Source organism: Prevotellamassilia timonensis (assembly GCF_021531665.1).
GTDB lineage: Bacteria > Bacteroidota > Bacteroidia > Bacteroidales > Bacteroidaceae > Alloprevotella.
The window spans coordinates 16969-41991 of the sequence record NZ_JADYUH010000014.1; the positions used below are offsets into that span (position 1 = coordinate 16969).

The 25023-nt window shown below is 50.2% G+C and carries 17 protein-coding genes and 3 pseudogenes; 13 read left to right on the forward strand and 7 right to left on the reverse strand.

The window, feature by feature from the left end:
- Positions 1 to 273: 273 nt before the first annotated feature.
- The 6 genes from I6E40_RS04175 to I6E40_RS04200 all read right to left on the reverse strand — a co-directional run bounded on the left by I6E40_RS04175 (position 274) and on the right by I6E40_RS04200 (position 9711).
- Positions 274 to 2433: an elongation factor G gene (locus I6E40_RS04175; RefSeq protein ID WP_235385647.1), complete on the reverse strand. Its 2160-nt coding sequence runs from the start codon at positions 2431 to 2433 to the stop codon at positions 274 to 276.
- A 2194-nt stretch (positions 2434 to 4627) separates the two neighbouring features.
- Entirely contained in the window at positions 4628 to 5326 is a 699-nt protein-coding gene (locus I6E40_RS04180; protein ID WP_235385648.1) for a hypothetical protein, read from the reverse strand.
- Positions 5327 to 5348: 22 nt separating this feature from the next.
- Positions 5349 to 6770 carry a 23S rRNA (uracil(1939)-C(5))-methyltransferase RlmD gene (gene rlmD / locus I6E40_RS04185; protein ID WP_235385649.1) on the reverse strand — a complete coding sequence of 474 codons (1422 nt, stop codon included), beginning with the start codon at positions 6768 to 6770 and terminating at the stop codon, positions 5349 to 5351.
- Positions 6771 to 6863: 93 nt separating this feature from the next.
- Entirely contained in the window at positions 6864 to 7895 is a 1032-nt protein-coding gene (gene mutY, locus I6E40_RS04190; RefSeq protein WP_235385650.1) for an A/G-specific adenine glycosylase, read from the reverse strand.
- A gap of 132 nt (positions 7896 to 8027) precedes the next feature.
- A complete protein-coding gene (locus tag I6E40_RS04195) occupies positions 8028 to 9086 on the reverse strand; it encodes a mannose-1-phosphate guanylyltransferase (RefSeq protein WP_235385651.1) in 1059 nt (352 codons plus the stop codon).
- A 247-nt stretch (positions 9087 to 9333) separates the two neighbouring features.
- Entirely contained in the window at positions 9334 to 9711 is a 378-nt protein-coding gene (locus I6E40_RS04200; RefSeq protein WP_235385652.1) for a DUF1573 domain-containing protein, read from the reverse strand.
- Between the two features lie 180 nt (positions 9712 to 9891).
- Between I6E40_RS04200 and ruvC the strand changes: the two genes are divergently transcribed.
- The 8 genes and pseudogenes from ruvC (at position 9892) to I6E40_RS04240 (ending at position 17107) form a co-directional block, all read left to right on the forward strand.
- Positions 9892 to 10521: a crossover junction endodeoxyribonuclease RuvC gene (gene ruvC / locus I6E40_RS04205; protein WP_235385653.1), complete on the forward strand. Its 630-nt coding sequence runs from the start codon at positions 9892 to 9894 to the stop codon at positions 10519 to 10521.
- Positions 10521 to 11027 (forward strand): hypothetical protein, encoded by a 507-nt coding sequence (locus tag I6E40_RS04210; RefSeq protein ID WP_235385654.1) that lies wholly within the window; start codon positions 10521 to 10523, stop codon positions 11025 to 11027. The genes ruvC and I6E40_RS04210 overlap by 1 nt, the downstream gene beginning before the upstream one ends.
- 81 nt (positions 11028 to 11108) lie before the next feature.
- The gene (locus tag I6E40_RS04215; protein ID WP_235385655.1) at positions 11109 to 11429 is read left to right on the forward strand and encodes a hypothetical protein; all 321 of its coding nucleotides are present in this window, start codon (positions 11109 to 11111) and stop codon (positions 11427 to 11429) included.
- A 16-nt stretch (positions 11430 to 11445) separates the two neighbouring features.
- Positions 11446 to 13302, forward strand: a pseudogene (locus tag I6E40_RS04220) (YgiQ family radical SAM protein); the annotation flags it as partial.
- A gap of 276 nt (positions 13303 to 13578) precedes the next feature.
- Positions 13579 to 14790, forward strand: coding sequence for a capsule assembly Wzi family protein (locus I6E40_RS04225; RefSeq protein WP_235385664.1), 1212 nt, complete (start codon positions 13579 to 13581; stop codon positions 14788 to 14790).
- 51 nt (positions 14791 to 14841) lie between these two features.
- Complete coding sequence (locus I6E40_RS04230; protein WP_235385656.1) at positions 14842 to 15303, forward strand: lipocalin-like domain-containing protein; 462 nt, start codon at positions 14842 to 14844, stop codon at positions 15301 to 15303.
- 80 nt (positions 15304 to 15383) lie between these two features.
- Positions 15384 to 16664: a serine hydroxymethyltransferase gene (gene glyA, locus I6E40_RS04235; RefSeq protein ID WP_235385657.1), complete on the forward strand. Its 1281-nt coding sequence runs from the start codon at positions 15384 to 15386 to the stop codon at positions 16662 to 16664.
- Positions 16665 to 16777: 113 nt separating this feature from the next.
- Positions 16778 to 17107, forward strand: a complete 330-nt coding sequence (locus I6E40_RS04240) for a hypothetical protein (protein ID WP_235385658.1) — start codon at positions 16778 to 16780, stop codon at positions 17105 to 17107.
- A 446-nt stretch (positions 17108 to 17553) separates the two neighbouring features.
- Here I6E40_RS04240 and I6E40_RS04245 read toward each other — a convergent pair.
- Positions 17554 to 17976, reverse strand: a pseudogene (locus tag I6E40_RS04245) (hypothetical protein); the annotation flags it as partial.
- 250 nt (positions 17977 to 18226) lie between these two features.
- Here I6E40_RS04245 and I6E40_RS04250 point away from each other — a divergent pair.
- From I6E40_RS04250 to I6E40_RS04270, 5 genes and pseudogenes are all read left to right on the forward strand, one after another.
- Complete coding sequence (locus tag I6E40_RS04250; protein ID WP_235385659.1) at positions 18227 to 19666, forward strand: PD-(D/E)XK nuclease family protein; 1440 nt, start codon at positions 18227 to 18229, stop codon at positions 19664 to 19666.
- Positions 19667 to 20041: 375 nt separating this feature from the next.
- A pseudogene (glyA, locus tag I6E40_RS04255) lies at positions 20042 to 20248 on the forward strand (serine hydroxymethyltransferase); the annotation flags it as partial.
- A gap of 401 nt (positions 20249 to 20649) precedes the next feature.
- Entirely contained in the window at positions 20650 to 20844 is a 195-nt protein-coding gene (locus tag I6E40_RS04260; protein ID WP_235385660.1) for a hypothetical protein, read from the forward strand.
- Positions 20841 to 21476, forward strand: coding sequence for a Crp/Fnr family transcriptional regulator (locus tag I6E40_RS04265; protein ID WP_235385661.1), 636 nt, complete (start codon positions 20841 to 20843; stop codon positions 21474 to 21476). The genes I6E40_RS04260 and I6E40_RS04265 overlap by 4 nt, the downstream gene beginning before the upstream one ends.
- Positions 21477 to 21855: 379 nt before the next feature.
- Positions 21856 to 24693 carry an outer membrane beta-barrel protein gene (locus tag I6E40_RS04270; protein ID WP_235385662.1) on the forward strand — a complete coding sequence of 946 codons (2838 nt, stop codon included), beginning with the start codon at positions 21856 to 21858 and terminating at the stop codon, positions 24691 to 24693.
- Positions 24694 to 25023: the final 330 nt, after the last annotated feature.

Genomic DNA, 25023 nt, shown 5'->3' on the forward strand with positions numbered 1-25023 from the left:
ACAAAAACAGGTTCTCAAGGATTTGGGCTAAGTAATCCTCAAAAAATAACCTGCATCATCTTTGAAAATCTTTTCGGTCCATATTTCCTCCCTCATCAGTCACATAGCTACGGCTATGCTCCTTCTTCGGGTGAAAATCTGACATCGAAAATCTAATTCAAATCTGACGCAACTTATTATTTTCATATTACTAAAAACGGAGAGTGCCGCGCGGCACTCTCCGTTTTGAATCTGACCTTTCGCGTGAAAGGGGCTTTTTCTAAGAACTGCTTCTTACTTCTCTGCTGCTTGTTCCTGTTCGAAGTCGGCAATGAGTTTTGCCTGAAGGTCTCCGGGCACGAGTTCGTAGCTTGCAAACTTCATGATGAAGGAGGCACGTCCGCCGGTGAGAGAGCTGAGCGAGGTGGAGTAGTTTGCCATCTCTGCGAGAGGCACTTTGGCTTGCAGCTTCTCATAGCCGGACTCACTGCTCATTCCGACAATCATGCCGCGGCGTCCTTGAAGGTCACTCATCACGTCGCCCATCTTGTCGGCGGGAACGAAGACTTCCACATCATAGATGGGTTCAAGAATCTTCGGACCTGCTTCCTTGAAGGCTGCGCTGAAGGCATTGCGTCCGGCGAGCATGAAGGAAAGTTCGTTGGAGTCAACCGGGTGCATCTTTCCGTCATAGACCACGACGCGAACATCGCGGGCATAACTTCCGGTGAGAGGTCCTTGCTCCATGCGGCTCATGATGCCCTTGAGGATGGCGGGCATGAAACGGCTGTCAATCGCACCGCCGACCACGGAGTTGATGAAGACAAGTTTTCCACCCCATTCGAGAGGCACTTCTTCCTTGCCCTTGATGGAAACGCGAATTTCCTGACCGCCGAAACGATAGACTTCGGGATCGGGCATTCCGTCGCTGTAGGGTTCCACGACGAGATGCACCTCGCCGAACTGTCCGGCACCACCGCTCTGCTTCTTGTGACGATAGTCTGCACGGGCGGCACGGGTGATGGTTTCGCGATAAGGAATGCGCTGCGGATAGAATTCCACGTTGATTTTGTCCAAATTCTCAAGACGCCACTTCAAGGTGCGGAGGTGGAACTCGCCCTGTCCGTGAACAAGAATCTGACGAAGTTCTTTGCTCTGCTCCACTTCCCAGGTTGGGTCTTCCTGACGCATACGGTTGAGGGCAGCCATCATCTTTTCAGTCTCTGCCTCATTGACGGCGCGGATGGCGCGAGTGAATTTCGGGTTGGGATATTTGATGAAGTTGAAGCGGTTGTCGCAGTCTTTTCCGTTGAGGGTGTTTCCCGTGCGAACGTCTTTGAGTTTCACGGTGGAGCCGATGTCACCGGCGGTCAGTTCAGACACTTTTTCGCGGTTGGCGCCGGAGGAAACGAAAATCTGGCTGAGACGTTCTTTGGAACCTCGGTCGGAGTTGGTGAGGTCGTCGCCTTCGTGGAGCGTTCCGCTCATCACTTTGAAATATTGCACTTCGCCGATGTGGGGTTCCACGCCTGTTTTGAAGAAATAGATGGAGAGCGGTCCGTTCGGGTCGAGAGGAACTTCCACGCCGCGGGTGTTGTGGACGGCGGGCATCTCATCGACGAAGGGAACGACGTTGCCAAGGAACTCCATGAGACGACCGACGCCCATGTTCTTGGAGGCGCAGACGCAGAAGATGGGATAGATGCTTCTGGTCACCATGCCCTTACGGATGCCTTCGCGCATTTCGTCTTCTGTGAGTTGTTCTGTCTCAAAGAACTTCTCCATGAGAGTCTCGTCGTTTTCTGCAGCTGCTTCAACCAATTCTTTGTGAAGAGCCTGTGCGCGTTCCATCTCGGAATCAGGGATGTCGCAGAGTTCGGGTTCGCCGCCTTCTTCCTTGAAGACAAGCATCTTCATGAGAATGATGTCGATCAAAGAGTTGAAGCCGGGACCTGTGGCGACGGGATACTGCACGGGAATGGCTTTGGAACCATAGTTCATCTGCAGTTGTTCAATGATTCCGTCATAGTCACACGCGTCACTGTCGAGTTGATTGACAAGGAAGATGACGGGCTTCTTGAGTTTTTCGGTGTAGCGGAAATGGTTTTGCGTACCGACCTCCGGACCGAACTGACCGTTGATGAGAAGCACGGCAGTGTCAGTCACGTTAAGCGCGGTGAGCGCTGCTCCCACGAAATCGTCGGAACCCGGGCAGTCAATGATGTTGAGTTTTTTTCCTTTCCACTCGGTGTGGAAGACCGTGGAGAAAACGGAGTAGCCATAGTCTTGTTCCACGGGGAAATAGTCAGAGACTGTGTTTTTGGCAGTGATGCGTCCGCGACGTTTGATTTGTCCGCATTCAAAGAGGAGGGCTTCGGTGAGAGTGGTTTTACCGGAGCCGTCGTTGCCGAGCAAGGCAATGTTTTTGATTTCGTGAGAGTTGTAAATCTTCATGGTATTAGATTTAAAATGATGTTTTCCATGTTGAAAGTGCTTTCCTCCGTGTTTTGAGGGGGCACTTTCTGTTTTTCGGTCCGAAAAATACGAATTAAATCTGTTTTGAACGCCTTTCTTCCCCTCTTTTTTGCAGTTTCACACGGAAAACGGGCTTTTTTCATCGTTTTGGAGGAGCGCGTAAATGAAGATTTTACCTTATATAATAAGGAGGCGCCGATGCACCAGCGGTTGTGACGACGACGACGATATGCCTCCCTTTGGCGTGATTCTTTCAAAAAACACAATGAAGAAGGAATAAAGGGGTGTTCTATAATGTGGATTCATCTTTTCTTATAAAATGGAATGCCAATCTAGAAAAGAAAATGTAGGGTTGCGGTGCGGTTCGCCTGCGTTACTATATACGTAAATAAAGGGGGAAACAAAAAAACTATACAAACTATACACAAAACCCTACACAAACCCTACATCTCTCTGATTTCCCGTTCGTTGCGAAATGTATAGTTTAAGGCGCAAACTATACACAAACTATACACAAACCCTACATTACAACTATACACAGAGCCCGACAAAACGGCGTTCAAAACCCTACACTGCGAGCGTTCAAAACCCTACACAACGAGCGTTCGCGAAACTATACACGAGGCGGAACACAAACCCTACATTTTGTTTTTGAACGCGAATGGAACGAATGGAGCGAATCGTACGTAACGTTTGTAACGAACGTGACGAACGTGACGAACGTAACAAACGTAACGAACGTAAAACAGGAAATGGCAATAGGAGGTGACACGCCTCGTCACTCCCTCCGTCTCCTCCTCTCTGTGACTCTTTGACTCTTCCTCTCTTTGTCTCTTCCTCTCCCCTTCCCGCCGCTTCTTCACTCCCGCAAGCCGCTCCAAAAATCCAACAATTTTGAGCGTTTTTTCGGCGATTTGACATTAACATTTTTAACTTATCGGAACACTTTCCGCCTCCCAATTTTGCCTACTCGGCGCATAATTTTTCTTTGCCTTCCCCTAATTAAAATTTGAGGAAGGCAAAGAAAAATTAGAGGAAGGCAAATTTTTCCCGGATGCGCTTCTAAATCCCCGATTTTAAAGGGAAAGTGACGAAAAAAGGGGGGAGCCGAGGCTCCTCCCATATCTCTATACAAATATAATACTTTTCGTCGTCAAAAGCAAGAAGTGTTAAAACCGAAAAAGGGCGTTGGGTGTGGAAAATTTTGGAGGCGGTGTGTCATAATAGCCAATCTGCTGCGTTGCTATCGGATTCGGGCTTGGTCATGTACTTCAGTACACTCCCTGCGCCCTCATCCTCAACGCCTTGCATCTTAGCCATTCTGACGCACCTTCGAGGGGTGAAGGCAAAATGCGCATTTCGACACACCCTCATAGTAGGAGGCAAGGAAAGAATCGCCTGGAGGGCTAGACGCCCGCGAAGATGGCGGCGCGAGCCGCGACTCCTCCCTTATCTCGTCACTTCCTTTTTTAAATTGGGGTCTGGAAGCGCACCTAAGAAAAACTAGGAGCGCACCTAGGAAAAACTAGGAGCGCACATAAGAAAAACTAGGAGCGCACCTAGGAAAAACTAGGAGCGCACCTAAGAAAAACTAGGAGCGCACCTAGGAAAAACTGGGAGCGCACCTAAGAAAAACTAGGAGCGCACCTAAGAAAAACTGGGAGCGCACCTAAGAAAAACTAGGAGCGCACCCGGTTAAAATTAGCCTTCTCCTAATTTCACTTAGGTACGTTCCTAAGTAAACTGCACGCCGTTGCAGTACAGGGTTTGCGCTCCGTTTCGTGTAGGGTTTTGAACGCTTCAATGTAGCGTTCTGTGTAGGGTTTACCCCACCTTTCGTGTAGGGTTTTGAACGCTTCAATGTATAGTTTGTGTATAGTTTGTGTATAGTTTGAAGCGCAAACTATACATTTCGTAACGTGCTGAGAATCAACGAAATGTAGGGTTTGTGTAGGGTTTTGTGTATAGTTTGTATAGTTTTTTGTTTCCCCTTTTATTTACGTATATAGAGACAAAAACGAACCGTGCCGAGACCTTACATTTCTCTTCTTTTTCCACCCCATTCATGCTCGCAGATTGTCTCGTTAAAACTGCTTCGCCCGCCATCACCGTGGGAGGACCCAAGGCGATGGCGGGCGATTGTTCCGACTGCGTGATTCTTCTCCCCCACTCTTCAAGATTGCAGTACTTTCAAGAAGTTTTCTGGTGAGCGTTCCATGCGCCCCTGAGCGTAGGGCGGAAGATTCAGCGAGAAAGTGCCGGGGATGGATGTGATGTCAAAATACTGCCGAACGATGGCTGCCATGTTGAAAGAAAGACGGTCGCCCTTGCGCACGAGACGCACACCGCAATCGCGAAGCAGTTCACGGTCTCCTTCGTGACGCCGCATCCACTGAAAGAGAAGCCAATAAGCCCACGGAGTTCCGAGGCGCAAAAGTGTTGGCGCTGACTCATCATAGGTCTCATCGCCCAAGGCACAGAGGAGTTCTTCCGCCTCGCCGGCAGTTTGGCACGTGGGCAAGAGTTGCTCCAACATTTTGCGACGGTCGATGGCTGTGGAGAGATCCACGAAGGAAGCAAGCACCGAACGACTCCACTGCAACTTTCCGCGCTGGCGCAGACGGACTGCCCCTTTGAGGAACGTGCCTAAATATGCCTTGCTGCAAGAAGCGACCACCACATTGAAGAGTTCCCAAAAGCGGGCGGAATCCAACTGGGGCAGCACGTTCTCTCCCAACAACCAGCCCGCAGTGCGGAACTCCGCCACAGAAAGTGACTGAAGCAGGGAGAGCACAGCGGCAGGCGTATCGTGGAGACAGGCGTGCAACAATTTTTGCTGAAGCGCGGGGTTGTGGCGATGAACGACAGACATGGAGGACGGAAGGAGTAAGAACTTAGTTTCTACGGTCCAGACGAACCACATTTTCCACGTGATGCGTCTGCGGGAACATGTCCACCGGCTGCACGGCGGTGACACGATAGTCTGCATCCAGCAAGGCAAGGTCACGTGCCTGCGTGGCGGAGTTGCAGCTGACATAGACAATGCGGCGCGGGGCGGCGAGCAAGATGGTCTTGATGACATCGGTGTGCATTCCGGCGCGCGGCGGGTCGGTGATGATGACATCGGGGCGACCATATTTACCCACAAACTCGGCAGTGAGGATGTCCTTCATGTCGCCGGCAAAGAAGAGCGTGTTGTCCAAACCGTTGAAACGGGCATTCTCCTTGGCATCCTCAATGGCTTCGGGAACATATTCAATTCCAATCACTTGCTTCGCGCTGCGCGCCACAAAACTGGCAATGGTTCCGGTTCCGGTGTAGAGGTCATAGACCAAATCCGTCGGCTTCAGTTCTGCAAAATTGCGCGCCACCTTGTAGAGTTCGTAAGCCTGCTCCGTGTTGGTCTGATAGAAACTCTTCGGTCCGACTTTGAAGCGAAGTCCTTCCATTTCTTCAATGATGAACGGTGTGCCGTGGTGGGTGTGGACGGGCAGGTCGCCGATGGTGTCGTTGCACTTGAGGTTGTTCACCCAAAGCAGAGAGGTGATTTCGGGGAAGGAGGAGTGAACGTGGTCCAAGAGTTCACGTGCCTGAGTCTCTTCCTCCGCATTGCGAATGGAGAACTGAATCAACAACATGACTTCTCCCGTGGAAGAAGTTCGCAACATGAGGTTGCGCAGAAGTCCGGTGGCGGAGCGGAGGTTGAAGAAAGAGAGACCGTGGGACAAGGCGTAGTCACGGATGCCGTTTCTGATGCGGTCGTTGAGACTGTCCATCAGAGAGCAGGTCTGGATGTCAAGGATTTTGTCAAACGCGCCCGGAATGTGGAAGCCCAGAGCGTTCATGTTGTCAAACTCCACGCCGGAGCGCACCTCCTCTTCCGTCAGCCATCGCTTGTCGGAGAAGCCGAACTCAAGTTTGTTGCGATAGTGGGTTTGACGGACGCTGCCGAGAATCGGGCTGATTTCCGGCAGTTCCACCTTGGCAATGCGCTGCAGGTGATCAGTGACTTGCTGTTGCTTGTAGTGCAGTTGCTTGTCGTAGGGCAGACATTGCCATTTGCAGCCGCCACACACGCCGAAATGCGGGCAGAAGGGTTGAACACGCTCGGGAGACCGGCGGTGGAAACGAATGATTTCCGCCTCGGCATAGCTGTGCTTCTTGCGACGCACCTGCAAATCAACCACATCGCCGGGCACGGCGTAGGGCACAAAAACTACGAGGTCGTTCACGCGAGCCAGTGCTTTGCCTTCAGCCGCGATGCCGGTGATTTCAATGTTTTCTAAGATGGGAAGGGGTTTCCTTTTTCGGGACATTTATGTTTTTCGTTTTGAAGGAGGTTTCTATGTTTAAAGGAGGTTTCTGTATATATAAAACAGAACGTTTCTAAAGCGATGTCCAAACTGATGTCAAAGTTGACGTCGAAGGCGACAGAGCAACTCGGGCATGGCGTGGTCATCCAATTTTTCCGCCGGCACAGCCACGCAGTCAGAGGGAAGAGAGCAAGCGGAGGTGCGAACGGCAAAGAAGTCAGCATGAAGCAGGCGGTGAGTCAGTTGGTGCTTGACGTCACGAGCCACTTCGCGCCAGCCTTCAGCGTGGGAGAGATGTTTCACCACAAACGGATGTTGCAGAACTTCCGGCATTTCGGGACGGTGGTCAAACTCCACGAGCGGAAACTCATAGAGCCCCTGCCAAATGTCACCCGCCGCACGGCGATGCAACCAAATGCCTTCCGGAGATTCTACATAAAAATAGACGAAATGGCGCTCCTTGACCTGCGGGCGCCGCGCCTTGAAGGGAAAATCTTGCTGAGCGTTTCTCGCAAAAGCCACACAGGCATCGGAAAGCGGACAAACGGAACAGTCAGGCGAAGAGACGGAGCACTGCAGCGCACCGAAATCCATCAAACCTTGATTGTAGTCCGCAGCATGGGACGCCGGCAGCAGGTTTTGGGCGAGTTCGGCAAAGTATTTCTTTCCCTGCGTGGTGTCAATGGGGATGTCTATGCCAAAGAAGCGGGAGAGAACACGATAGACATTGCCGTCCACCACTGCCACGGGAAGTTTGAAGGCAAAGGAACAGATGGCAGCGGCGGTGTAGTCTCCAATGCCGGGCAGTTTGCGCACCTCTTCAAAGGTTCTCGGGAAACCGCCGCCGGCAGCGATGAGACGTGCTGCTTTCAGCAGATTCCGAGCCCGACTGTAATAGCCCAATCCCTGCCAAAGCCTCAGCACTTCGTCTTCGGTGGCTGCGGCGAGCGACTCCACATTCGGGAAAGTGGAAACGAAACGCTCATAGTAGCTCCTCCCCTGCACCACCCTCGTTTGTTGCAGAATGATTTCCGAAACCCAAATGCGATAGGGGTCGGAAATGTCTCGCCAAGGCAAATCTCGACGATGTGCCGTATACCATTCAAGCACTGAGTGGGCAAAATCCATATTGAAAGAGGGAGAAAGCAGGAGAAATGAAGAAGGAGGGGAACTGAGAACGGGAGGAGAAGGGAAGGAATAAGAGAAAGGTTTGAGAGGAAAGCGGCGTCACTGTCCTCTCAAACCATTCAGAGTGTTTTTTCAGTGAAACAGTTTGATGCGCTGTTCCTCAGAGAGTTTGCAAATGAGAATTTCGTCATCTTTCTCGACCACCACATAGCCGTCAAGTCCTTGAACAACCACTCTTTTCTTTCCTTCGACATGAACGATGCAGTGGTCTGAATCAAAGAAATGAATGTTTTCACCGATGGCAGCGTTGTCATGTTCATCGCGGCTGACTTCGTTTCGCAAAGCAGTCCACGTTCCAAGGTCGCTCCAGGCAAAGGTGACGGGATGCACAAAAATTTCTTCCGCTTTCTCCATGATGGCATAATCGACAGAGATGCTCTCACACTTGGGGAAGTCGCGGTCGATGCACGCCTGCTCCTCGGGGGTGTCATAGACCGGAAGGAGGTTTTCAAAGATGGCAGAAATCGTGGGTTCATAGACACGGAACGCATTGACGATGGTGCTGACGCTCCAAACGAAGATGCCGGAGTTCCACAGATAGTTCGGGAGTTGCACGTAGGACTCTGCGGTGGCAAGGTCCGGTTTCTCGGTGAAACCATCCACACGGAAAATGCGATGACCGCGAGAGGAGGCAAAACCGAGGTCTGCTTTGATGTAGCCATAGCCCGTTTCAGGACGAGTCGGCTTCACTCCCAGCGTGACGAGTGCATCGGTTTCTGCGGCAAAGGAGAGACACTCCTCCATGACCTCTTCAAAAGCCTTTGTGTCCGGAATGAAATGGTCAGCAGGCGTCACCATGACGTTGGCGCGAGGGTTGCGCTTCTTGATTTTCCAACTGATGTAGCAGATGGGGGGCGCGGTGTTTCGTCCGCAGGGCTCAGCCAACACTTGTTCGCGAGCGATGTCTGGAAGTTGTTCATAGACAAAGTCCACATAGCGCGCCGAAGTGAGCACCCAAATGTTTTCTTTGGGCACGAGGTTGGCAAAACGCTCTGCGGTTAGCTGGAGCAACGTCTTACCACAGCGAAGAATGTCCAAAAACTGCTTCGGTTTCTCTTCCGAAGACAAAGGCCAGAAGCGGCTTCCCACGCCACCTGCCAAAATCACTAAATGGGTGTTCTTGTCAGACATATATATAAATAATGTGTGATTCGGATGTTGTTTACAGGATTGTTCTATAAACCGGACTGAGAAGTTTTTGAATACTTAGAGATGAACTTTTGTCAGTGGAGAAAAAAGCATAGCGGACTATGTGACTGACGAAACTTACAAAAAGGCGCGCTTAGAAGCCGACCCAAAACGTGAGTTCTTTCTTTTGAACGCCCCTAATTCCGTAATTCATAGTACACCACTTTATAGCCCCCTACAATGTTTCTTCTCAGTCTTCAATTTCTATTGTTCCCTCCACATAGATGCGAGCCAAGCTGTTGCTGGCACTGGAAACCACGGTGATGACTTTGCGAAATTGACCTCCAGCTCTTCCCTTGCCGTTATAGGTGACATAAATCTTTCCTTTTCCGCCGGGAGGAATGGGGGCTTTGCTGAACTGGGGCACCGTGCACCCACAAGAGGCATGAGCTTGCGAAATTGTAAGAGGCTTGTCTCCTGTGTTGGTGAACTCAAAAACGCATTTCTGAACTACGCTTTCCTTGAAAGTTCCGAAATTGTGAACAGTCTTGTCAAACTTGATGACTGCTTGTGCACCGGCGGTCAGACCAAGACTGAGAACAAAAAGAAGAAAAAACAATCGTTTCATGACACGATTAACTTTTAAGATATTTGAAAAAATGCTCTGCAAAAATAGGAAGTAATTACCACTCAATAAAATTTTGGACTGTGCAAAACGTTATTTCCGCTCAAAAGCGTACTTTTGCCTTGTGAAGCGATGAGTGTTTTCAAAGATTCATCGTCATCCTGAAAATAGAATGCTGCTTCTATGACTCAAACTCCCGAAAAAGTGATTCTCGGAATAGACCCCGGCACGAGCGTGCTGGGCTATGCCGCCGTGAGGATGTGCGGAAAGAAATGCGAGATGCTTGCCATGGGAGTAATCGACCTGAGAAAGTGCAAGGACGTCTATCTCAAGTTGGGCAGAATCTTGGAAAGAGTGGCAAGTCTCATGGAGGCTTTTCACCCCGACGAAATTGCGGTGGAAGCACCCTTCTGCGGAAAGAACGTGCAAAGCATGCTCAAACTCGGCAGAGCACAGGGGGTGGTCATCGCCGCAGCCATGATGAGAGACATTCCCATCTTTGAATTTGCACCGCTGAAAATCAAACAAACCGTGACGGGAAACGGACTTGCCACCAAAGAGCAGGTGAAAAGAATGTTGGTGAGACTGATGAAACTGGACGAAGACAAACTGCTTCCCTACTATGACGCCACCGACGCACTTGCCGTTGCCTATTGCCGCTATCTGGAAAGCATTCCCGGCAGTCTCGCCACCAAAACCTTGAACACAGGAGAAACCCACAAAAACAAAAAAAGTTCTTGGGCTGACTTCGCTGCCATGCACCCGGAACGAATCAATTCAAATCCAACGCTCAGAAACAACAAAAAAATATGATGAAAACCACATTACGCGTCCTGGTCTGCACGGCGGTCTTCGCTCTCTTGACATCCGTGGCGCAAGCACAAGAAGTGTTTAACTACGTGCTGGCTTCGGCAACGCGCACGGTGAACAATCCTTCCGCCAACTACACGCAAACACAGATTGCCCAATTCAAGAGAACAGCTCTGATTTATCTGCAAAAGAAGGCATTTGAGAAGTCTGATACGGTGCAGACCTCGCTGCTGGACAACCAAGCCTACTATCTTTCCGAATTCATCACCCTCTTCTTTGATGAAATCACCAAAGACAAAAAGGAAGCAGACGGAGTGAGAAAAGCAAAAATCATGCTCTTCATGGACGCTTCGGTCATGAACCCTCTTTGGAACGACCCGGACAAAGAAACCACTCAGTCCTTCCTCCAAGAGGAAGGCGTGCTCACCCCCTTCTCGCTGGACACGGACTGGCAGAAAGCCTATCTCGCTGCCACCATCAACTTGAAAGACTTCAAGGCTGCGCAATAAAAAAACAGAATCTCTTTGACTCTTCACCCCACTGCCTCCGGCGGTTGGGCATTGACCATACCTTATATATATAATAGAATCATGTACGACATACAACTCAACGAAAGCGGAACACGACACTTGCAACTGACAGAAGAGAATCTCAGAACCATCCGTAAATACAAACTGCTGGAAGGATTGGTCGGAAGCGCAGGCTTTGTCACGGAAACCGAACTGAACAAACTCAGAATGAACGTCAGAGCACTCATCGCTTCCAGCACGGAAAACACAAAAGACCTGCTGGACCTCTGCATCGACGTGATTTATCATGACAAGATGAAGGCTTACGGTCTGAAGCAACTGATGGTTGCCTATCAAGACTTCCAAAGCCGACAGGAAGAGAATCCCACTTCCGAAGAATAAGCATCTGTCTTCTGCAATCCCTCCTCTTATGCTCACCGACTTCCTCCCCACCACACGCAAAGAAATGGACCTAAGAAAATGGAATGAAGCAGACATCATTCTGTTTTCTGCAGACGCCTACGTGGACCACCCCTCATTCGGCGCGGCTGTCATCGGTAGAACGCTGGAGGCTGAAGGCTATCGCGTCGCCATCGTTCCTCAGCCGGACTGGCACGGTGACTTCCGCGATTTTCGCAAACTCGGCAGGCCCAAGCTCTTCTTTGCCATTGCCCCGGGCTGCATGGACTCCATGGTGAACAAATACACCGCCAACCGACGACACAGAAGCGAAGACGCCTACAGCCCCGACGGACGACACGACCTGCGACCGGAATATCCGACCATCGTCTATACGAAGATTCTCAAGCAGCTTTTCCCCGATGTTCCCGTGGTTTTAGGAGGAATAGAGGCTTCGCTGCGACGCGTGACCCACTTTGACTATTGGCAGGAGAAACTCCGCCCGAGCATTCTCTGTGAATCGGGAGCGGACCTGCTGATCTATGGCATGGGCGAACTACCGATTCTTGAACTCAGCAACCTGATGGCGACAGAGGTGCTCAAAACCGAGACACCGATGAATGCGGCACTTTTCAAAGAAATTCTGAGAAGAACGCCCGTTCCCCAAACCGTCACGCTTGAACGAAAAAACGACATCAAAGGCGGCATCTGCGACACGGACATCCTCTTGCACGCCCACGAAGACTGCCTGAAAAGCAAGGCGCAATTTGCCGAGAACTTTCGACTCGTTGAAATTGAAAGCAACCGACTGCAAGCAAGAAGAATCCTGCAACCGGTCGGAAACAAATTCGTCGTGGTGAATCCGCCTTTCCCGCCCATGACCACGGAACAGATTGACCATTCCTACGACCTTCCCTACACGCGACTTCCGCACCCGAAATACAAAGGAAAACGCATCCCCGCCTACGACATGATTAAGTTTTCGGTGAACATCCACCGGGGCTGCTTCGGCGGCTGTTCCTTCTGCACCATCTCGGCGCATCAGGGAAAGTTCATCATGTCGCGCTCCAAAGAGAGCATCTTGCGAGAGGTGAAGAAAATCTGCGAAATGCCCGATTTCAAGGGCAACCTCTCAGACTTGGGAGGACCTTCTGCCAACATGTATCGCATGGAAGGAAAAGACAAATCTCTCTGTGCCAAATGTTCCCGACCCTCCTGCCTGCACCCGACGCTCTGCAAAAACATGCAGGCAGACCATCGACCGCTCATTGAACTCTACAAAGCCGTCGATGCGCTCCCGGGAATCAAAAGAAGTTACGTGGGAAGCGGAGTCCGCTACGACCTCATTCTTGCAAACCACACGGAACCCGCAGCACAAAAAGCGGCGAAGGACTACGCCGAAGAACTCATCACACGACACGTCTCGGGGCGACTCAAAGTGGCACCGGAGCACACGGCGTCCCACGTCCTACGCCTCATGCGAAAACCGGAATTCTCGCTCTTCCGACAGTTCAAAACGCTCTTCGACGACATCTGCAAAAAACACGGACTGCGGCAGCAACTCATCCCCTATTTCATTTCCTCACACCCGGGATGCAGCGACGAAGACATGGCTGAACTGGCGGTGGAAACAAAGAAAATGAACTTCCGACTCGAACAGGTTCAAGACTTCACACCCACCCCCATGACACTCTCCACGGACACCTGGTACTCTGGATTTGACCCCTACACCATGAAGGAAATACGCTCCGCCAAGACACCGCAGGAGAAAACACGTCAAAAGATGTTCTTCTTTTGGTACAAACCGGAAGAACGCTCACGAATCATGCAAGCACTCAAGAAAATGAAACGCAACGACCTCATCAAACGGCTCTTTGTCTTCCTTGCCGCTCTCTCGCTGACCGCCACTTCTTCACTGCAAGCACAAAATGCTTGGGAAAATGCAACCAAAGCCATTGACTATGAAGCAGAAGCGCAAGTCACTGCCGGCGACGGCGACACGCCGCTCTGGATGAGCGCCAACAAACATGGCCTCTCCTCTGTCGTTCATGACAATGGCTATCTCCGCCTTGCCGCCTTCCACAAAGCGGAAACGGACTCGGCGCACAAATGGAGAATCGGATGGGGACTGGACCTCGTCGCGGGCTACGGCATGGCATCGCCCGTGACGGTGCAGCAGCTCTACGCGGATTTTGACTACAAACTCGTGCGTCTCACCGTCGGTGCCAAAGAACACCCGATGGCTTTCAAAAACCAAGAACTCAGCTCCGGCTCGCAAACCTTTGGCATCAACTCACGACCCATTCCTGACATCCGCCTCTCGCTTCCAAACTATTGGAGCATCACCGGACCTTCCGCCTGGGTTTCCATCAAAGGACACGTCGGATATGGCTACATCACTGACGCAGGCTTCCAAAAAGACTATGTCGCACCGGACGGCAAACGCAGCGAACACGTGCTCTACCATTCCAAGGCGGGCTACATGCGCATCGGTAACCCCAAGAAATTCCCGCTCACCTTTGAGGGAGGACTTGAAATGGCAAGCTTCTTCGGAGGGCGAATTTACAATGCAGGAAGCTACTTCGGGGAGATTCCGGTCTTGGACATGAAACACGGTTTCCGTCAGTTCTTCGACGTCTTGCTTGGCATCGGCTCCGACCCAACCGACTCGGGCTACGACAACGCATCCGGAAACACCGTGGGCAGCTGGCTCTTCCGTTTGAACTACGAAGCAAAAGACTGGAGCGCAGCCGTCTATTATGACCATTTTTTTGAGGACCACTCGCAAATGTTCTTCGAATACGGCTGGCTGGACGGATTGCTCGGCGTGGAAGTCAATCTTCCCAAGAATCCCGTGGTCTCAAGCATTGTCTATGAACACGTCAAAACGGACTACCAAAGCGGACCCGTCTATCACGACCACACCGAGGCGATTCCGGACCAAATCAGCGGAATTGACAACTACTACAATCACAACATCTACGCCGGATGGCAACACTGGGGGCAAGCCATCGGTAATCCGCTCTTCGTCTCACCCCTCTATTTTCACCGTGCCTCCCTCGCCTTCCCCGGCAACCGCTTCAAAGCACACCACCTCGGCTTCAGCGGAGACCCGACCAAGGAATGGCACTACCGCGTGCTCTACTCACACCAACGAAACTGGGGAACCTATGCCACTCCCTTCAGCCGCCCGCGACAACTACACAGTTTCCTCGCCGAGGTCACTTGGACACCCGAAAAGATTGGAAAATGGAACACAAAGGGCTGGTCGGCAAAACTCGGCTACGCCCTGGACCGCGGTAATCTCATCCGCCACAACACCGGTTTCCAACTCACACTCTCCAAAACCGGACGCTTCCTCTGAAAAACATCTTGAGAACTTGGTCTGTTCATCTAACAAACTCACTGATTTTACATGAAAATCAAACATTTCGCCACCATCCTTTTTCTCCTCACGCTCGTTCTTTCCTGCGACAAACTTCCCTCCAACGGTGACCTTGACGGGAAGTGGATGTTGGAACACTCCTACGTCCGCTCCACCCCCGACGCCTCCTTTGACGTCCACACCGACAGAAGAGCGGAGAGCATTTCCTGGAACTTCCAACTCGATTTGCTTAGCATAGTCTCCCATGCCATCCACAACGGCGAAACCCCAGAAACCGTCGCACGTTTTTCCGTGAACGGAGACAGACTTGACATCACGAAAACTTATATACACTATCGTGACCGAGACGTTGAACTCACCGACCCGAACACGACCTGCTTGGAAGGCGTGGGAATAAGAGGCAATGCGGACTCCTATCGCATCGTCTCTCTCTCCTCCGGACACCTCATTCTCTGTTCCGACACCGACAGCCTCATTTTTGCGAAAAAGTGAGATTTCATCGGAGAAGACAAACAAGAATTTGCTTTCGACAACCACAAAATCACTCATCAAAACCCTAAGTCTATTCAACCATGCAAAGAGACACACAAATCTTCAATCTCATTGAGAAAGAAAACCGCCGCCAACTCCGCGGAATCGAACTCATCGCATCCGAAAACTTCGTCAGCGCCGAAGTGATGCAAGCCATGGGATCCTGCCTGACCAACAAATACGCTGAAGGCTATCCCGGCAAACGATACTATGGCGGCTGCGAAATCGTGGACCAAACCGAACAAATCGCCATTGACCGTGCCAAGGAACTCTTCCATGCAGAATATGCCAACGTGCAGCCACACTCCGGCGCTCAAGCCAACGCCGCAGTCCTGCTGGCAGTGCTCAAACCCGGAGACACGTTCATGGGACTCAACCTTGACCACGGAGGTCACCTCTCACATGGCTCCGCCGTCAACACCTCCGGCATCCTCTATCATCCCGTGGGCTACAACCTCTGCCCGGAAACGGGACGCGTGGACTACGATGAAATGGAGCGCCTGGCACTGGAGCATAAACCGAAACTCATCATCGGAGGCGGTTCTGCCTACAGCCGCGAGTGGGACTACAAGCGGATGCGCACCATCGCTGACAAAGTCGGCGCACTCTTCATGGTGGACATGGCGCACCCCGCAGGACTGATTGCCGCAGGACTCCTTGACAATCCCGTGGAGCACGCCCACATCGTCACCACCACCACGCACAAAACGCTCCGCGGACCGCGCGGCGGCATGATTCTCATGGGACACGACTTCCCCAATCCCTGGGGACTCACCACACCCAAGGGAGAAGTGAAGATGATGAGTCAAATCCTCAACAGCGCCGTCTTCCCCGGCAGCCAGGGCGGACCGCTGGAACACGTCATCGCCGCCAAAGCCGTTGCTTTCGGCGAAGCGCTTCAACCCGAGTTCAAGGAATATGCACTTCAAGTCAAGAAGAACGCCGCACGACTTGCCGAAGCACTCGTCAAACGCGGCTTCACCATTGTCAGCGGTGGAACTGACAACCACAGCATGCTCGTGGACCTGCGCTCAAAATATCCCGAACTCACCGGACGAGAAGCAGAGCACGCACTGGTGGCAGCTGACATCACCGTCAACAAGAACATGGTGCCCTTTGACTCCCGCAGTGCTTTCAAAACTTCCGGTATTCGCCTCGGAACTCCCGCCATCACCACCCGCGGTGCCAAGGAAGACCTCATGGACGAAATTGCAGAAATGATTGAAACCGTGCTCAACGCACCGACAGACGAGAACGTCATCAACGCCGTGCGCCGCCGCGTCAACGAAACCATGGAAGCCTACCCGCTCTTTGCCTGGTAAAACTTCCGAAAGGAACCAACAAACCAAGGAACCTACGCCTCATATTGTCTGCCCGGACAATATGGGGCGTTCTTCTACGCCTTTAACCGAAGGGCGTGTCAGAATCTTTGCACTTGAAAAATAAGCAAAATATCAAAGGTATGACGCAAAAAGAAGAACATATTGCAGAATCAGGTAGCTTGAAGGATCGTATAATGGCGATGCCTCATGATAGCGTTTTGTTTCGTTCTGTAAAAAAAGAGATTCAAGATGTACAGGAACTACATGCAGATAAGGACAATTATCCTCTTTCTGCGATAATTGTCACAGATTCGTCTTTATCTATTTCTGACAAAGAGATCTCCGAATATATGAGGATAGAAAAGAAAGCCAGTTTCCCAATTCTGAATATTATATTCATCCACAGATGGTATTTGTTATTTGGAGACCGCAAAAGAATATGATGTGGATCATGTGCACGCTGCTAAAAATTTTTATGGTTCGGATGATAAACGCTATGATACCATACCTAACCTGCAGTTGTTAAGCTACGATGAAAATCGGAGCAAGAATGACATGTCTCTTAGTGAATGGTGGGACGGAAAGTCTTCCACGAAAAAAACCAAATATCTTCAACCTGCAAATTTCAGTACCGATATCAGAGATTTTGATATGTTCTTTGAAACCGTGAACAGATGTTTAGTGAAATTCTAAAAAAGAAATTGGGGGTATAGAAATATTATCGTATTGTGTTTCTGTGCGATACGAATTATTTTCATTCATGCCTGCCCCAAAATTTGAACTTTTTTCCGAAAATGTCTATTTTATGTCTGTAACCAATTGAAAAAAGTATGGCATTCAAATTTGACTTCGGGTATGTTTACACAGTGGAAAAAAACAATAAACGAGCGGTCATGCATTCATGGTTGTTGATGTCAATGTCACCGATGCCCATGATTTCCAATCCACGCTTGTACTCTCCTGCACAACCAGATCAGAAGTAACCTATCCAAGGTGTCTTCTTGCCTGATTTGGGGATATAGGAAGGATCGATGGCGATGGCTTTTCTCTTGCCTGTGAGATGCTTGCTGATGACAGAGCCGTTGAACGCAAACCAGTCGAAAGTTTCATGCTCAAAAAGGTTACGATAAGTCTGTTCTGAGAAACAGCCATATCTGCCCAATTGAAGGAAGTTTATACGATCTGGGATGGCCATGAATAATTTCATGGTGTCCATGAACGTTTTTTCAAAAGGTTTGTGTATATTCGCCATCGATTTGAGAGCCGACAGGCACTCGGATTGGTGTTGCATAAGGAGTGCTTCTTTAGTCATAATCAGAAGGATTAGAGACCTCTAATTTACTAAAGAACCAACAGATTATGTAATATTTTTCACCTTTATCATCAGCAGGTTAGCGCACTTTTTCAGCACATTTCTTCATGCTTAACCATTCGTTTTGACAACATTTCAATGACCTCTTTAGTGTTTTCGAACCAACTTTTGTCGGTTCTATTGTTTAACTTTTAATTTTTTTCGGTAAAAATTTACCGAAGTATTGTATAACGTAAATTGCACAGATATTATGAATAAGAAGATACTGGAACTGGTCAACAATAGGGAATTCCAAAATCTGACTGACTATTATGGAAAGCGAACTTTTTTTGAAACACTGAAGGTGGAACGCAAGGAGAACCGCCATAGTGCATTCATTGCCTGGTGGCTGAATCCCAAGGCCGAGCACGGCCTAAACGATGCCCCCCTGAAATTGTTGTTGCGCCTGTTTGCAACCAAGGATATGGGGCATTACATCTTTGACAGTTCTGTCTATGCCAAGGTTCTTGCAGGAAACTACAGCGTGGAACTTATGGACGGCGGTGTTGAGGTGGAAAAGTGCGTGAACAACGACAAGAAGAACCGAATAGATATATGGATGGTTCTGCGAATGACGTTCGATACTGATGATGACCCCAAGGAATTATTCTACCCGCTTGCAATAGAAAACAAAGTATATAGCAATGAAGGAGAGAACCAAACCGTACGTTACTGGAATGCCATCTGCCAGAATCTTAATGAATATCCCGAAGAGAATAGGGGCAAGGGCATTGCTATCTTCCTTACCCCCAACGGCGCTAAGCCCAATAGTGAAAACTTTGTGCCCCTTGCTTACCAGGAACTGCTCACCTATGTGATAGAACCCTTGTCGGAAATCGTGAGTGACGGGCAAAGGAATTTTGTAGATTCATACATACGCAGTTTGAGTTGCAATTTCTATGAGGGCGAAAAGATATATAACGTTCTTGCCATTTCCAGAAAGGAAAGAAAACAGTTGGCAAATTTATACAATTCGCACAAGGATCTGTTCGACAAGACCTTTCTTGCTACATTCCCCGATAAGAAAGTCTGCGGAATTATAGGCAAGGAGCGTATGCAGGAACTGACGATGGATGAGTGGGAGATGAAACTTCTCTACGAACTATGGACGGCACACGAGAACCTGTTCATGGTAATGGCCTATCATGCATACGAGGGTAAAGGGAAAGAACTGGAGAAACTGTTCAAACCGGGCGGCAAGGATACAAGCAAATACATTGTCCGCTATAACGGCAATGAGATATTCCCCAACAAGCGCCTGTCAAAATCCAAGGCAGCCCTTGCCATATTCAAGGCTTATCTCATGGAAAATCCTCAGACGACTCTGGAAGAGATGCGAAAGGCATTCCCCTGCGACAGATTGAATCAATATTATAGCGGACGTTATTATGAGCATCTTTTCTATCCATCCTGTCCGGACACTATTGACGAAGGTGGATATGAAATTCTGCAATTCACGGCAGGAAAGCACATCGGCAAGGAGGCACGTGCCAAATGGGACTTTTATCTCGATGACAACCAATTGCTTCCTATCGATGGCGGAACAAAAAGGGCTATGTGCGTGAAGTTCTGGAGAAAGAATGATTTCGAGTCTTTGGCAGAATGGGTAAGTAAAAATTATAAATTCATTGACGTGCAGAAGTGTCTGTAAACTACTGCCGCCTCAGTATGCCTTGAAATAGAAATACCCTTCCTTGAACATAGAAACTTGTCAAATATAAAACACAAACAGAGATAAAACCTCGCGATGTAAAGGGAATCGCAAACAAACAAATTTATTGCTGTCCGGTAAAACTCCAAAGAGCATAAAATCCCTCCCCGAAGTCCTGCAGGACTTCGGGGGTTATTTTTTCAAAAGAAAGCCACCCTAATCGAAAAGACTTGGTTCTGGCGGTGCTTTTTGCATCTCCTTTGCAAGAAAATCATTCCAAGTTTTTTCGGGATTTTCCATAAATGCGATAAAATCGACGTAGTACATAAGCATAAGCCGTACCATGGTAACAACTTGCGACAATGCACAATGTCCTTTGACTCCCGCAGTGCTTTCAAAACTTCCGGAATTCGCCTCGGAACTCCCGCCATCACCACCCGCGGTGCCAAGGAAGACCTCATGGACGAAATTGCAGAAATGATTGAAACCGTACTCAACGCACCGACAGACGAGAACGTCATCAACACCGTGCGCCGTCGCGTCAACGAAACCATGGAAGCCTACCCGCTCTTTGCCTGGTAATGCTTTCAAAAAGAAATACCAATAAACCAAGAAACCTACGCCTCATATTGTCTGCCCGGACAATATGGGGCGTTCTTCTACGCCTTTAACCAGTGCGTGTCAGAATCTTTGTACTTGAAAAATAAGCAAAATTTCAAAGGTCCGTAGGAGGTAAATGCCAACCCAAAAGGCATTTGCCTCCTACTTTCACTTTGCCTCCTATTTCACTTTGCCTCCTCTCAAGAGGCGGTGTTCCTTGCTGTGAAAAGTTTCTCCAAAAGTCGTTTTTCAGCAACAAAGGATTCCACTCGTGTACCAAGAAAGGCACAGAAGACAGGATGCGACTGCGGTGCTGCTCAACACACCTTGAAGGAACGATTTGAGCGTCTTCAAAGCTCAACTTCCCACGGAATGAGGGCGCAATGGCAAAGAAAACGCCGGATGATGCTTACCTGACGCGCTCACCCGACGAGAAGGGACCGCGCATGGATGACCCCTGGGTGCTGGATGTGGCCCTGAAACCACAGTATGCACAGAGCTATATTGCCAATGCCGAGTTGGCCCATTCGGTATATTGTTTGTATTTTTGCACTTACAAAAGGGAATTTTCATTATGACCCATCAACCAAACAAGCAATTCAACACATACAAGGAGGGACTCGATTTGGAGTTCCTGCGAGAGTACTGCATGGAGCATGGGGAACGGCGAACGTTCCTGCGGGGCGAGACGCTGGAGGAGGCGGGAGAGCCGGCACAGTGGGTGGCCTTCGTGGAGCGGGGCTGCTTCAAGTACATGGTGCACAACGACGAGGAGAGCAAGGACTACTGCACGGGCTTCGCCTTCGAGGGCGAGTTCGTGGCCGACTTCCCCTATTGTCTCGACGGCGACGTGTCGGAGGTGAGCATCGAGGCGGACATGCCCTGCGAGGTGCGCATCATCAGCGGACGCGAGCTGCAAGCACTGTTCGACAGCGACCCGAAGATGATGCTCCACAACGTGCGGATACTGAAGAACCTGTTCAAGATGGTCTATGGGCGCGACCTCGACCACTACCGCTACACCGCCCGCAGCCGCTACCGTCGGCTCATCGACCGCTGTCCGCAGGTGGTGCAGATGCTCTCGCTGAAGGACATCGCCTCGTTCCTCAACATCACGCCCAGCTATCTGAGCACACTCCGCAAGGAAATGACGTACGAAACGAGAGCAGAGGGCAAGCGTGCTTGCACTATGCCTCGTAAGAAGGAATAAGACGCAGTCAACTCACCTTCGGCAAAGAGAAATAACACACGTTTTTGGCTCAAATCATTGCGGTTTGAGCCTTTATTTTCAGATTTTTCTTTAACTAGTTTTAGAGTTGCACCCTCGGCGACCTGTTTCCGGGCTTCGCCGAGTCGTTTTTTATGCTGTTTTTTGTTGTTTTGCAATCGAAGGGTTGCGAAGATTGGCTGCACCTCGGCATAAGAACACGTTCTTCTGTTCTCGGTTTGCACAATCTTTGTAGTCGTAAATCCATATAGAAGGTTACCGTATCCAAACACAAATAATCTCATTAGAAATGAAAGTACTAAACATCATCATTTTTCTTTGTGTATGCTGTTTGAACGCGAATGCACAAAAATACTGGGTAATGGGTCAAATAGTAGATGATTTCACTTATGACCCTATAGATTCCGTAACAGTAAGATTTCTCCGTACCGACAGCACAGAAGTCGAACGTTTTGTCAGTAAAGATGAAACAAAAAGAAACAACCGCAGTTTTGGTGAGAGTATTAGTGCCCCAGGAAAATATATCCTGCATTTTTCTAAACGAGGTTATGAAGATACGTATAAAACAGTAAACTTTCGCTACCAAAAATACCGTATAACAGGAGGTACTTTTGGTCGTGTACTGATGAAAAAGAAACCTTCTCTGACGGAGCGCAGACTTGATGAAGCTGTCGTAACTGCCACCAGAATAAAAATGGTGATGAAGGGAGATACAATACAGTATAATGCCGATGCGTTTCAACTTCGCGAGGGGTCAATGCTGGACCAGCTAATAGCCATGCTGCCCGGTGCCGAGCTGCGCGAGGGCGGCGTGATTTACGTGAACGGCAAGCGGATCTCCAACCTGCTGGTTAACGGCGAGGACTTCTTCCGGGGCAATCCGCGCATAGCGTTGGAGAACCTGCCGGGCTACATGGTGGAGAACATCAAGGTCTACGACCTGAAGCCCGACCTGAACAAGATGGTGGACAAGAACATCAACGTGCGCGATGGAATGTGGGCCGGTGGGTCGCAGACCACGGTGATGGATGTCAACCTGAAGAAGAAATACAGCATCGGGTGGATTGCCAACGGCAGTGCGGGCTACGGCACGGGCAAGCACTACGCCGCCAAGGGTTTTGCCCTGCGCTTCACGCCCCACAGCCGCCTGGCCTTCATGGGGTATTCCAATAATGTATATGGTAATTCATACTATGATGCCAACGGAAACTGGCAAAGTCCCGGGGGCAGCGATAACCAGACCACGCACGAACTCTCCTCGGACCTGCTGGTGAACGACAAGAACAAACGGTACAAGATCAAGAACCTGGCCAGCTTCAAGTGGAAGGAGCAGAAGAACGACGAGTACCAACACACCACAAACTATCTGGACACAAAAGACATCAACGGCATCAGCCGCTCGCACACGGAGCATCGCGATTGGTATATACGCGATATGGGCGAATTTGACTATCAGATGAATGAGAACGAGAAGAACTACTCTATCAACCTGAAGCCCGAGATTTGGTACAACAACTACCGAGGAACCTCGTTCTCGCGCCGGGCCGAGTGGGAGCAGCGCATGACGGAGCGGTATATGGGCGAGGCCCTGGACAGTTTGTTTGCCGAGGGCAGCGGCGACATCTACCGCCAGAACCTGATCAGCAGCCTGCGCCAGACGCAGCAGAACGACGGACACCTCTTCTATACCAAGGGCGACCTGGGAACCTCGTGGGGCCTGAACGGCAACGGCACCCTCTATGTGGGGGGGGCGGGCTATTACAGCCTGTCGGCCAACCGCAATCTGTTTGAGAGTGCGGCCTACGACCTGACATCAAAGCAAAACCGTTATTCGGACAACGACGCGCACAGCTATGACCTCAGCGGGAATGTGGGCTATAATATCTCCTACCATTTCAAGAAGATTTCACTGGACATCAGCCCGGGCTACAGCTACCGCCAGCAATATCAGTCGAGCAACAAGGACTACTACCGGCTGGAAGATACGGAATATGCCGGCGAGCCCTTCGACCGTCTGGCCTCCATAAAGGATGTGCTGACGCAGTACATCGACCTCACCAACTCGGCATACGCCGATGAATGGAAGCGCACGCACAAACCAGAGCTAGGCCTCTATATGTATTGGTGGAACGACAAGCACCGCAGGTCGAACACCGTGAACCTATCCCTGCCCGTGCGCATGGAGCAGTTGAGCTATGACTACCAACGTGGCCGGATAGACACACGGCTGCACCGCAATTACTATTATTTTGAGCCGAATGTGCGGTACCGCATCGACCACAACGGGAAAAAGCATACCTACAACCTGGAGCGGCACACCACCTTGACCTATAACCTGTCGCATGCCAGCCCCTACAGCGAGTATCTGACGGACTATCGCGATGATGCGACCCCGCTGGTGGTGCGGACGGGCAATCCCGGCTTGAAGGCGAGCGCGCATCACCGCGCGGAGCTGTCGGTGGAGAACAGATACATCACCAAGCGCGTGTACACCTTTAACTGGAATGTGACGTATGACCAGTGGAACAACCTCGTGGCCCAGTCCATGCTCTACGACCTGAAGACGGGCGTGAGGACCTACCGCCCCGAGAACATCAACGGGAACCGCGCGCTGACGGCACAAGCCTATTTCGGTAGCACCATGGGCAAGCACAACCAATGGAACTACCAGCTAACCACCAATGTCAACTATCGCCACAGCGAGGACTATGCTAATTTGGCCCAGAGCGCATCGTCCCAGCGTGTGGGCACCGATCGTGTGCTAACCAAGCAGCGGTTCAACGTGTACTATTCCCGCAACTACTACAGTCTCTCGGGCGAGGTGAACGGCGAATGGATACATGCCATCTCCTCCCGCTTCGCCAATCAGAACGTGTTCAACATCAACTATCGCGTGAGCGGCGGCATGCCCTTGCCGTGGAAACTGCAGGTGAACACCTCGCTGCTGCTGACCACGCGCTATGGCTATGACGATGACAACTTCAACACGGCGCAACTCATCTGGAGCGCCCGCCTCAAGCGTTTCTTCCTGAACGGCCGTCTGGGCGTGGAAGTGGAGGCCTTCGACCTGCTGAACCAGATGTCGAGCCGCAGCTACAGCCTGAACGCGCAGATGCAGACCGAGAGCTACAGAAATGTGCTGAGACGATATGTGATGTTCAACATTTCGTTTCGTCTAAACAAGGAACCTAAAAAATGATGAATGATAAATTGTATTTTTCTTATAGATACACGCAAGAATTCAGTTCTTCGGAGCGTATGCTTTACAGATTGGATAAATTGGGAGATGAATGGATGCCGGATGAAGCCGCCATCGGACTGCTTCCTTCTGCGGCTGATTTATATGAGCATTGTGTCGATTCGCTGAACAGTTACCACCGTACCCACTTTTATAGATGTAATTCAGTAGCAATAGTTCGTTGAATTTTGGCTAATCACGCAGCGTCCGAGACGCCATAAAATAAGAGTTCTTTGAAATCGTTGGTATTTAATAGCCTGTGTGGGCGCTTTCCAGACATGCGAATAAATC

Excerpts from the sequence above, each read along its gene's own strand:
- I6E40_RS04200 (WP_235385652.1), bottom strand. The coding sequence starts at position 9,711 with ATGAAACGATTGTTTTTTCTTCTTTTTGTTCTCAGTCTTGGTCTGACC.
- glyA (WP_235385657.1), top strand. The coding sequence starts at position 15,384 with ATGCAAAGAGACACACAAATCTTCAATCTCATTGAGAAAGAAAACCGC.
- I6E40_RS04225 (WP_235385664.1), top strand. The coding sequence starts at position 13,579 with ATGGCATCGCCCGTGACGGTGCAGCAGCTCTACGCGGATTTTGACTAC.
- I6E40_RS04270 (WP_235385662.1), top strand. The coding sequence starts at position 21,856 with ATGGGTCAAATAGTAGATGATTTCACTTATGACCCTATAGATTCCGTA.
- rlmD (WP_235385649.1), bottom strand. The coding sequence starts at position 6,770 with ATGTCCCGAAAAAGGAAACCCCTTCCCATCTTAGAAAACATTGAAATC.
- mutY (WP_235385650.1), bottom strand. The coding sequence starts at position 7,895 with ATGGATTTTGCCCACTCAGTGCTTGAATGGTATACGGCACATCGTCGA.
- I6E40_RS04250 (WP_235385659.1), top strand. The coding sequence starts at position 18,227 with ATGAATAAGAAGATACTGGAACTGGTCAACAATAGGGAATTCCAAAAT.
- I6E40_RS04175 (WP_235385647.1), bottom strand. The coding sequence starts at position 2,433 with ATGAAGATTTACAACTCTCACGAAATCAAAAACATTGCCTTGCTCGGC.
- I6E40_RS04230 (WP_235385656.1), top strand. The coding sequence starts at position 14,842 with ATGAAAATCAAACATTTCGCCACCATCCTTTTTCTCCTCACGCTCGTT.
- I6E40_RS04210 (WP_235385654.1), top strand. The coding sequence starts at position 10,521 with ATGAAAACCACATTACGCGTCCTGGTCTGCACGGCGGTCTTCGCTCTC.
- I6E40_RS04260 (WP_235385660.1), top strand. The coding sequence starts at position 20,650 with ATGGCAAAGAAAACGCCGGATGATGCTTACCTGACGCGCTCACCCGAC.
- I6E40_RS04265 (WP_235385661.1), top strand. The coding sequence starts at position 20,841 with ATGACCCATCAACCAAACAAGCAATTCAACACATACAAGGAGGGACTC.
- I6E40_RS04215 (WP_235385655.1), top strand. The coding sequence starts at position 11,109 with ATGTACGACATACAACTCAACGAAAGCGGAACACGACACTTGCAACTG.
- I6E40_RS04180 (WP_235385648.1), bottom strand. The coding sequence starts at position 5,326 with ATGTCTGTCGTTCATCGCCACAACCCCGCGCTTCAGCAAAAATTGTTG.
- I6E40_RS04195 (WP_235385651.1), bottom strand. The coding sequence starts at position 9,086 with ATGTCTGACAAGAACACCCATTTAGTGATTTTGGCAGGTGGCGTGGGA.
- ruvC (WP_235385653.1), top strand. The coding sequence starts at position 9,892 with ATGACTCAAACTCCCGAAAAAGTGATTCTCGGAATAGACCCCGGCACG.